The sequence below is a fragment of the Actinosynnema sp. genome (assembly GCF_052038725.1).
In genome coordinates this window covers 1-9293 of sequence record NZ_JBQGCX010000284.1, presented here as the reverse complement: position 1 = coordinate 9293, position 9293 = coordinate 1, and the positions used below count along the sequence as shown (strand labels likewise).

Here is a 9293-nt window from a genome sequence, read left to right as displayed (position 1 = left end):
CGCCGCAGCAGCCGCCCACCGGTCGGGACGCGGCCCGGTGATCACCCCACCGGCCGATCGGGTCCCCCGGACGGCCGAGCCGGGCCGCGCCGCGCGGTGAGCTACTTCACACACGACAACGCCCCCGGCCGGAGCCAGGGGCGAAGGGTGGAGCGGGGTCGGGGTGAGGTCAGCCGGACAGCTCGCGCAGTCCGGACGCGAGCCCCGCCAGGTGGTCGGTCGCCTCGTCGAGCACGGCCCTCGGGTTGGCCGCCGCGCTCTCCGCGAGCACGTTGCCCGCCGCGCCGACCAGCCCGCAGTAGCCGTCGACGCCCTCGTCCAGCTGGACCCGCAGCTTGCGCACGCCCTCCACCAGCGGCGCGCGCTGGAGCGGAGGGGCCGTGTCGCGGGCCCGCTCGACCGCCTGGAGCTGCTGCGAGACCGCCCGGATGGCCGAGGCCGCCTCCCGGCCCGTCGCGCGAGCCTGCTCGACGGACTCGGTCGGCACCGAGGTGATCCGGCTGGAGTCGAGCTGCACCAGCAGCTCCGCCAGGGCGTCCTCGGCCTCGGCGAGCCGCTCCATCGGGTACCGGGCCGCCGACGCCTTCGCGGGCAGCGGGGGCCTCGGCGGCGGGGCGGTGTTCGCCAGCTCGGTCCGCTCGGCGTCGATGGCGCGCATCTTCACCCCGGACCGGACGGCCAGCACCGCGCCGCCCGTGGCGCCCAGCGCGCCGACGACCCCGGCCGCGACCGGCACGGCGCCGACCACGGCCAGCACGCCGAGCACGGAGAACACCGCGAGGATGATCGCCCAGACGGTGAGCGCCCGGCTGGATCGGCGGTAGCGCCGGTCCAGACGGGCCCTCGGGTCGTTCCACGCGGTGAAGCGCCGCTTCACCTGGTCCGCGACCTGCCCCTGCTGCGCGTTGAAGAGCTCGACCAGCTCACCCGGAACGAGCTTGCGGTTGGCGGGAAGCATCGCGGATCACCCCATCAGCTCTGGGCGGGCGGGTTCTGCGGGAGCTGCTGCGTGGCCTGCTGCGGCTGGGACTGCGCCTGCTGCACCCGCTGCTGGATCTCCTGCTGGATGTTGGCGGCGGCGGAGTTGGGCTTCGCGGTGATCTCGCCCGCCGTCGCGCCACCGCCCATGGAGGCGCGGATCTGGTCGAGGCGCGAGATGCCCGCCATCTGCGTGGTGGAGCGCTGCACCTCCATCATGCGGCCCTGCACCGAGTTCTGCGCCAGCTCCGCGGAGCCGAGGGCGGTGGTGTACCGCTTCTCGATCTTGTCGCGGACCTCGTCCAGGGACGGGGTGCTGCTGGGCGCGGCGAGCTCGGTCATCTGCCGCAGCGAGTGCGAGACCTGCTCCTGCATCTTGGCCTGCTCCAGCTGGCTGAGCAGCTTGGTGCGCTCGGCGAGCTTGCCCTGCAGGACCGACGCGTTGTTCTCGACGGCCTGCTTCGCCTGGGTCGCGGCCTGCAGCGACTGGTCGTGCAGCGTCTTCAGGTCCTCGATGCCCTGCTCGGCGGTGACCAGCTGGGTCGCGAACCCGGCGGCGGCCTCCTCGAACTGGGCGGCGCGCTGCTCGTCGCCCTTGGCGCGGGCCTCGTCGGACAGCACGAGCGCCTGGCGCGCGGAGGCCTGGAGCTTCTCGACCTCACCGAGCTGCCGGTTGAGCTTCATCTCCAGCTGCCGCTGGTTGCCGATCACCGCTGCGGCCTGCTGGGAGAGCGCCTGGTGCTGCCGCTGCGCCTCCTCGATGGCCTGCTGGATCTGCACCTTCGGGTCGGCGTGCTCGTCGATCTTCGACGAAAAAGCCGCCATGAAGTACTTCCATGCCTTCACGAAAGGGTTGGCCATCTCCTACGCCTGCCTTCTCCGCACTTTCCTGGCTCGCGCTCGTGATTGGCAACGACCCGGTGCCGGTGTTGGTTCCATCGTGTCAGTTGTGCAGCCGCGCTTCCACCGACCCGGCGGAATATCCGGGATCACCCCGAGTACCCCCGAGAGGCGAGTCGGACGGCACGGCCATCCTGCCTGGCAGCCGCCCCCAGCGTTGCAGGTACCCCGCAAGCGGTTGTCAACTCGTTGCACGCCAACGCGCCGAACCGGCGTTCCGGTTCGGCGCTGGCGGTGGAGCACGGGTATCAGGCGGCCACCACGGAACCGCGCGGCTTGCTGATCGCGGTCGGCAGCCGGTGCGTGAGGACGGGTTGCAGCCTCAGGTCGGACAGGTCGTTGCCGACCACCGCGGGCACCAGGGTGCCCGCCTCGAGCCCGGCGCGAGCGGCCTCGCGCTCCGCCAGCGCGGCGGACTTCGCCACCTTGTCGACGGCGCCGATGTCGGCGGCGACCAGGTGCAGCAGTTCGGACAGGGGCAGTTCGAGCGCGTCGCAGATCGCGGCGAGCAGCTCGCTCGACGCCTCCTTGCGCCCCCGCTCGACCTCGGACAGGTACCCGAGGCTCACGCGCGCGGTCCTGGAGACCTCGCGCAGCGTGCGGCGTTGTGTGGTGCGGGCATGGCGGAGCCGATCACCGATCGCCTCGCGCAGCAGCACGGTCATCGCGCGCCTCCTTCCGGCCGGCCGTGCCACCACGTTACCGATCCACCCCGACGGCGGGCAGTGACTTCCTGGCACGTCCTCCAACAGCGAACGGGTGAATACCCCGCGAAGTTCCCGTTCAAGCGGGACCGCGCGCGGGGAATCATCCAGCTCAGCTCACCCAGCTCACCCTACCGGGACGAGCAGCCGCGCACGCAGCAATTCCAGGGCGGTGATCACCGACGCGACCCGAACCCGGTGACGATCACCACTGAGGGTGACCGAGGACACTTCCACCGAGGGTCCCCCTACGGGTGAGACCCCGGCGACCCCGATGTGCACGACACCGGGTGGCAACCCGTCCTGCGGGCCGGGGCCCGCCACCCCGGTGAGCCCGAGGCCCCAGGTGGCCCCGCAGCGGTCGCGGGCGCCGGTGGCGAGCTGGGCCGCCACGTCGGGGTGAACCGCGCCGTGCTCGGCGAGCAGCTCGGCGGACACCCCGGCGAGCGAGTGCTTGAGCTCGGTGGCGTAGACGATCAGGCCGCCGCGCAGGACCGCGCTCGCGCCCGGCACGCCCGCCAGCAGCGCGCCGACCGCGCCCGCCGTGAGCGACTCGGCCGTCGCGACCGTCTCGCCCCTGGCGCGCAGCAGGCCGACGACCTCGACCGCCAGCGGGTCCGGGACGCCCTCGGCGAGGACGCGCCCGGTCGAAACCGCACCGCTGCGGCTTCCCGCAGCGGCGTCCCCCTCGGGGGTGGGGTCCGCCCCGGTGGCGTCCCCCGCCACCCCGGCGCTCACGCCCCGGCCACCGCGCGCTTGCCGCGCGCCCGCAGCCGCACCGCGCGCACCACGTAGTCCACGCCCGTGACGACGGTCAGCAGCACCGCGAGGCCCATGGTCGCCTGGGCGACCAGCTGGCCCCAGCCGGGCAGCGGCAGCACGTAGAAGCCGATGGCGAAGATCTGCACCAGGGTCTTGGCCTTGCCGCCCCGGCTGGCCGGGATCACCCCGTGGCGGATCACCCAGAAGCGCAGCAGGGTCACCCCGATCTCGCGGACCGCGATCACCACCGTCACCCACCAGGCGAGGTCCCCGAGGATGCTCAGGCCCACCAAGGCGGCCCCGGTGAGCGCCTTGTCCGCGATCGGGTCGGCGATCTTGCCGAAGTCGGTGATCAGCCCGTACTTGCGGGCCAGGTTGCCGTCGACGTGATCGGTCACCGAGGCCACCACGAACACCGCGAAGGCGGCGAGTCGCCACTGCGTGTCGTGACCGCTGCCCGCGAACAGCGCGAGCAGGAACACCGGCACGAGCACCAGACGGGACATCGTCAGCACGTTGGCGATGTTCAGCACCGGCACGCGCGCGGGCTCGGTCACCTCGGCAGCACCTCGATCGCGGTGACGACCAGGTCGACGCCCTCGGCGGCGTCCACCCGGCAGCGGACCAGGTCGCCGACGCTGAGCCCGTCGGCGTTGGTGATGACGCACTCGCCGTCGACCTCGGGGGCCTGGTGGGCGGCGCGACCGGTGCAGTCGGTCTCGTCGTCCTCCTCGTGCTCGACCAGCACGACGACCTCCTCGCCGACGCGGTCCTCGGCGCGCTGCGCGGTCAGCTCCTCGACCAGCGCGGAGATCCGGGCCACCCGCTCGGCGACGGTGTCGGCGTCGTGCTTGTCGGCCAGGCCCTCGGCCTCGGTGCCGTCCTCGTCGGAGTAGCCGAAGATGCCGACCGCGTCGAGCCGCGCCTCGGTGAGGAAGCGCTCCAGCTCGGCGACGTCGGCCTCGGTCTCGCCGGGGAAGCCGACGATGAAGTTGCTGCGGATGCCCGCCCGCGGGGCCAGCTCGCGGATCTGCCTCACCAGCGCGAGGAACGACTCGGTGGAGCCGAACCGGCGCATCCGGCGCAGCACGGCCTCGCTGGAGTGCTGGAAGGACATGTCGAAGTAGTCGGCCACGCCCGGCGTGGTCGCGATGGCCTTGACCAGCGACGGCTTGGTCTCGGCGGGCTGGAGGTAGGACACCCGCACCCGGTCCACGCCCTCGATCGCGGCGAGCCTGGGCAGCAGCTGCTCCAGCGCGCCCAGCTCGCGGGGCAGGTCCTTGGCGTAGGAGGTGGAGTTCTCGCTGACCAGGAACAGCTCGCGCACGCCCTGCTCGGCCAGCCACATGGCCTCGGCGACGATCTCGTCGGGGTGGCGGGAGACGAAGGCGCCCCGGAAGGACGGGATCGCGCAGAACGAGCAGCGGCGGTCGCAGCCGGAGGCGATCTTCAGCGGGGCGACCGGGGCGTCGTCCAGGCGGGTGCGCAGCACGCGCGGGCCCCAGCCGTGGCCCGGCACCTGGACCTCCTGCGCCTTCTCCTGGCGCTTGACCGGCGTGATCGGCAGCAGCGTGCGCCGGTCGACCGGCTTGTGCGACTCCAGGGCCTTGCCCGCGAGCACGTCGTCGAGCCGGTCGGCCAGGTCGCCGTAGTGGTCGAAGCCGAGCACCGCGTTGGCCTCGGGCAGGCTCTCGGCCAGCTCCGCGCCGTACCGCTCGGCCATGCAGCCGACCGCGACGACCTTCGCGCCGGAGTCGGAGGCGGCGAGCAGGGTGTCGACCGAGTCCTTCTTGGCGGACTCGACGAAGCCGCAGGTGTTGACGACGACGACGTCGGCCTCGTCGTCCACCAGCTGCCACCCGCCCGCGGTCAGCCTGCCCGCTAGCTCCTCGGAGTCGACTTCGTTGCGGGCGCACCCGAGGGTCAGCATGGCGACGCGCTTGGACGTGGTGGGGGAAGGCACGGTGCTCAGGGTAACCGGCCACGGGAGCGGGCCATGACCTGCTGGCCCCGCGCGCCCCGCTCGGCCCCGCGCCCGGCCGGGGGTCGGGAGCGGGGGCCGGGACGCCGAGGCGGGTGGTGACGGCGCGTTCCGACGCTCACCGCACAGAGGTTCGCCCGAAGAGGTTAAGCGCGCTACGACGACCACGCCGGGTCCGCGCCGCGCGCCCCCAGGTCCCAGCGGGTGAGCACCGCGTGCCCGCGACCGCCGCCGAAGGACTACTTTCTTGCACCGTGAACGACCCGATCAACGTGCGGCGGGCCAGGACCGGCGACGTGCGCGCGATGAAGGCCCTCATCGACCAGTACGCGGGCAAGGTGCTGCTGTCCAAGCCGCTGGTCACGCTGTTCGAGGACATCCAGGAGTTCTGGGTGGCCGAGGAGGGCGGCGTGGTGCTGGGCTGCGGCGCGCTGCACGTGCTGTGGGAGGACCTGGCCGAGATCCGCACGGTCGCGGTCTCCCCCGCCGCCGTGGGGCGCGGCATCGGCCACCGGGTGGTGACCAGGCTGCTGGACACCGCGCGCGAGCTCCAGCTGGCGCGGGTGTTCGTGCTCACCTTCGAGACCTCGTTCTTCGGCAGGCACGGGTTCGTGGAGATCGAGGGCACGCCGGTGTCGCCCGAGGTCTACGAGGAGATCATGCGGTCGGCCGACGAGGGCGTCGCGGAGTTCCTGGACCTGTCGTACGTCAAGCCGAACACCCTGGGCAACACCCGGATGCTGGTGCACCTGTAGCCGTCGGGCGCTGGCGGTCGGGCAGCCGGGACGTGACCCGGTCCACCTGGATTCCACCGAAAACTGTTCGAGTTGCAACTAGCACAGTCTTGACTCCACTAGTGCGTCCGCCGAGGATGTCCGGGTGGAGCAGTTGACCGTGGACGAGCTGGCGGTGCGGGTCGGCCTGCCCGGCAGCACCATCCGGATGTACCAGACCAAGGGCGTGCTGCACCCCCCGCGCAAGACGGGGCGCGTCGCCCACTACGACGACACGCACATCGAGCGGCTGACCCTGGTGCAGCGGCTCCAGTCGCGCGGCTTCTCGCTGCCCGCCATCGCCGAGCTGGTCGCGGCGCGGGCGCGCGGCGCCACGGTGGCCTCCGTGCTCGGCCTCGGCGACACCGAGGGCCCCGACGACTGGGTGCGCGTCCGGCTGCGCGACGCGGGCACGCTCATGCCGCTGGGCGACCTGCGGCCCGCGCTGCTGCGCCGCGCCGTCGAGGTCGGCCTGGTGCGCTGGCGGTTCGGCTGGCCGCACGTGCGCCGGTGGGCGCTGGAGTCCGGCACCCGCCTCGCGGACCTGGCGATCCCCAGCGACGAGGTGCTCGACCACTTCGCAGGCCTGCGCCGCTCCACCGACGCCATCGCCAGGGAGTTCGTCGAGCTGTTCGAGCGCAGGCTGTGGCCGACGCTGGAGGGCCCGGCCAACCAGGAGGACCAGCTCGACCGCATCCGCGAGCTGCTGGTCGAGCTGACCTACACGGCGGAGACGGTCGTGGTGGGCGCGCTGCGCGAGTCGGTGCGGGACGCGGCCGAGGAGTTCGCCCAGCGGCACGGCCTGGTGCCGTCCGGCGACTTCCGCCCGGCCTGGGCCGACGAGCCGGTGTCGATCGCGGAGAACCTGGTGCGCCGCCCCGGCGACGAGGGCGTCCCGGACGACCCGGAGATCACCCGGTTCCTGGCGGGCGAGGACGAGGACGACGACACCCGGCGCTGAGGCCGGGCGCGGGCCCGCCGCCCGGACACCGAGCGCGACCGGAGCAGCGCTCACCCCGCCGCACGGGTGACTTTCCCCGGTGGCGGGCCGGGCGCGGGGTAAGACGGGGAGCGGCACCCATCCGCCTCACCCCTGGAGCGCACCCGTGCCGACCAACCGGACGCACGCCGTCCTCACCCCGATGCTCGCCGTCCTCGCCCTGCTGCTGGGCCCGGTCGCCGCCACCGCCCAGGCGGACCCGAGGGCGGTCACCGACGACTACCTGTTCGGCCGCAGCCTGGCCGACTTCACCGCGCTGCGTGCCGCAGCCCGGCCCGGCGACGGCCTCGTCTGGGACTCCGACGGCTGCACGCTCGCCCCGGAGCACCCGCTCGGCTACAACTTCCAGCCGGCGTGCGAGCGGCACGACTTCGGCTACCGCAACTACGCGGGGCAGCGCCGGTTCTCCGAGGACGCCCGGCGCCGCCTGGACGAGCTGTTCCGCGCCGACCTGTACGGCCAGTGCGCAGGCAAGTGGGTGTGCAGGCGCACCGCCGACGCGTACTACCTGGCGGCGCGCCAGTTCGGGAAGCTCGTCGGCGGTCGGGAGACCATCGGCTGAGCCCCCCGGCTCACCCCTCGTCGGCCACGACCGCGGGCCCGCCGCCGTTGATCAGCTCCACGGCGGTGGCCAGCTCGTCCGGCTTGAGCAGCACGTCGCGGGCCTTCGAGCCCTCGGTCGGGCCGACGATGCCCCTGGTCTCCAGCAGGTCCATGAGCCTGCCCGCCTTGGCGAACCCGACCCGCAGCTTGCGCTGGAGCATGGACGTCGACCCGAACTGCGAGGTCACGATCAGCTCGGCGGCCTGGAGCAGCAGGTCGAGGTCGTCGCCGATGTCGGCGTCGATCTCCTTCTTCTCCGCCTTGCCCGAGCTGGTGACGCCGTCGGTGTACTCCGGCTGCGCCTGCCGCTTGGTGAACTCGACGATCTCGGAGATCTCCTCGTCGCCGACGAACGCGCCCTGGATGCGGCGGGGCTTGCCCGCGCCCATCGGCAGGAACAGCCCGTCGCCCATGCCGATGAGCTTCTCGGCGCCGGGCTGGTCGAGGATGACCCGCGAGTCGGTGAGCGAGGAGGTGGCGAACGCGAGCCGCGACGGCACGTTCGTCTTGATCAGGCCGGTGACCACGTCCACCGAGGGCCGCTGGGTGGCCAGCACCAGGTGGATGCCCGCCGCGCGGGCCTTCTGGGTGATCCGGACGATCGCGTCCTCGACGTCGCGCGGCGCGGTCATCATCAGGTCGGCCAGCTCGTCGACGATCGCCATGATGTACGGGTACGGCTGGTACTCGCGCTCGCTGCCGGGCGGCGCGGTGATCTGCCCGGTGCGCACCTTGCGGTTGAAGTCGTCGATGTGCCGCACCCGGTTGACCTGCATGTCCTGGTAGCGCTGCTCCATCTCCTCCACCAGCCAGGCCAGCGCGGCGGCGGCCTTCTTCGGCTGGGTGATGATGGGCGTGATCAGGTGCGGGATGCCCTCGTACGGGGTCAGCTCGACCATCTTCGGGTCGATCAGGATCATCCTGACCTCCTGCGGCGTGGCCCTGGCCAGCAGCGAGACCAGCATCGAGTTGACGAAGCTGGACTTGCCGGAGCCGGTGGAGCCCGCGACCAGCAGGTGCGGCATCTTCGTCAGGTTCGCGGTGACGAAGTGGCCCTCGATGTCCTTGCCGAGGCCCACCACCATCGGGTGGTCGTCGTTGACGGCGGAGGACGCGCGCAGCACGTCGCCCAGGCGCACCATCTCGCGGTCGCTGTTGGGCACCTCGATGCCCACGGCGGACTTGCCGGGGATGGGCGCGAGCAGCCGCACGTTGTCGGTGGCGACGGCGTAGGCGATGTTCTTGGTCAGCGCGGTGATCTTCTCGACCTTCACGCCGGGGCCGAGCTCGACCTCGTAGCGCGTGACCGTCGGGCCCCGGGTGTAGCCGGTGACGGCCGCGTCGATGGAGAACTGCTCCAGCACGCCCGTGATGGCCTCGATCATGATGTCGTTGGCCTTGCTGCGCACCATCGGCGCGTCGCCGTCCTTGAGGATGGTCGGCGGCGGCAGCTGGTAGGGGCCCTCGACGGCGCGCACGGCGGCCAGGCTGGACGAGGGCAGGCCCTCGGCGGGCGCGTTGGCCTTCGGCTCGACCTTCGGCTTGCGCGGCTTGGGCGCCTGCGCGGCGGGCGGCGGCACGGGCTCGAACGG

Annotated in this window: 10 protein-coding genes; 3 read left to right on the top strand and 7 right to left on the bottom strand. The window is 72.6% G+C overall.

Features of this window, described 5'->3' with window-relative positions; all coding sequences use genetic code 11:
- Positions 1–169: 169 nt before the first annotated feature.
- The 6 genes from pspM to rimO form a co-directional block, all read right to left on the bottom strand.
- Positions 170–958 (bottom strand): phage shock envelope stress response protein PspM, encoded by a 789-nt coding sequence (gene pspM, locus ACTUAL_RS05605; protein ID WP_096496488.1) that lies wholly within the window; start codon positions 956–958, stop codon positions 170–172.
- Between the two features lie 14 nt (positions 959–972).
- On the bottom strand, positions 973–1839 hold the full coding sequence (locus ACTUAL_RS05600; RefSeq protein WP_096496489.1) for a PspA/IM30 family protein: 867 nt from the start codon (positions 1837–1839) through the stop codon (positions 973–975).
- A gap of 287 nt (positions 1840–2126) precedes the next feature.
- Positions 2127–2543, bottom strand: a complete 417-nt coding sequence (locus tag ACTUAL_RS05595) for a helix-turn-helix domain-containing protein (protein WP_015804495.1) — start codon at positions 2541–2543, stop codon at positions 2127–2129.
- Between the two features lie 165 nt (positions 2544–2708).
- Positions 2709–3320, bottom strand: coding sequence for a CinA family protein (locus ACTUAL_RS05590; RefSeq protein WP_440899495.1), 612 nt, complete (start codon positions 3318–3320; stop codon positions 2709–2711).
- Positions 3317–3850 carry a CDP-diacylglycerol--glycerol-3-phosphate 3-phosphatidyltransferase gene (gene pgsA, locus ACTUAL_RS05585; protein ID WP_232520212.1) on the bottom strand — a complete coding sequence of 178 codons (534 nt, stop codon included), beginning with the start codon at positions 3848–3850 and terminating at the stop codon, positions 3317–3319. Before pgsA ends, ACTUAL_RS05590 begins: the two co-directional genes overlap by 4 nt.
- A 47-nt stretch (positions 3851–3897) precedes the next feature.
- Positions 3898–5307: a 30S ribosomal protein S12 methylthiotransferase RimO gene (gene rimO / locus ACTUAL_RS05580; protein WP_373565510.1), complete on the bottom strand. Its 1410-nt coding sequence runs from the start codon at positions 5305–5307 to the stop codon at positions 3898–3900.
- A gap of 272 nt (positions 5308–5579) precedes the next feature.
- On the opposite strand from rimO, the gene ACTUAL_RS05575 reads away from it, so the two are divergent.
- The 3 genes from ACTUAL_RS05575 (at position 5580) to ACTUAL_RS05565 (ending at position 7660) form a co-directional block, all read left to right on the top strand.
- Positions 5580–6080 carry an amino-acid N-acetyltransferase gene (locus tag ACTUAL_RS05575; protein WP_096496492.1) on the top strand — a complete coding sequence of 167 codons (501 nt, stop codon included), beginning with the start codon at positions 5580–5582 and terminating at the stop codon, positions 6078–6080.
- A 124-nt stretch (positions 6081–6204) separates the two neighbouring features.
- The gene (locus ACTUAL_RS05570) at positions 6205–7059 is read left to right on the top strand and encodes a MerR family transcriptional regulator (RefSeq protein ID WP_440899494.1); all 855 of its coding nucleotides are present in this window, start codon (positions 6205–6207) and stop codon (positions 7057–7059) included.
- A 145-nt stretch (positions 7060–7204) separates the two neighbouring features.
- Positions 7205–7660: a phospholipase gene (locus ACTUAL_RS05565; RefSeq protein ID WP_096496494.1), complete on the top strand. Its 456-nt coding sequence runs from the start codon at positions 7205–7207 to the stop codon at positions 7658–7660.
- 10 nt (positions 7661–7670) lie between these two features.
- Here the strand turns inward: ACTUAL_RS05565 and ACTUAL_RS05560 are convergent.
- The coding region (locus ACTUAL_RS05560) for a DNA translocase FtsK (protein WP_440899493.1) at positions 7671–9293 on the bottom strand (1623 nt) is incomplete at its 5' end.

Coding starts and splice junctions, on each gene's coding strand:
- pspM (WP_096496488.1), bottom strand. CDS start 958: ATGCTTCCCGCCAACCGCAAGCTCGTTCCGGGTGAGCTGGTCGAGCTC.
- ACTUAL_RS05600 (WP_096496489.1), bottom strand. CDS start 1,839: ATGGCCAACCCTTTCGTGAAGGCATGGAAGTACTTCATGGCGGCTTTT.
- ACTUAL_RS05595 (WP_015804495.1), bottom strand. CDS start 2,543: ATGACCGTGCTGCTGCGCGAGGCGATCGGTGATCGGCTCCGCCATGCC.
- pgsA (WP_232520212.1), bottom strand. CDS start 3,850: ATGTCCCGTCTGGTGCTCGTGCCGGTGTTCCTGCTCGCGCTGTTCGCG.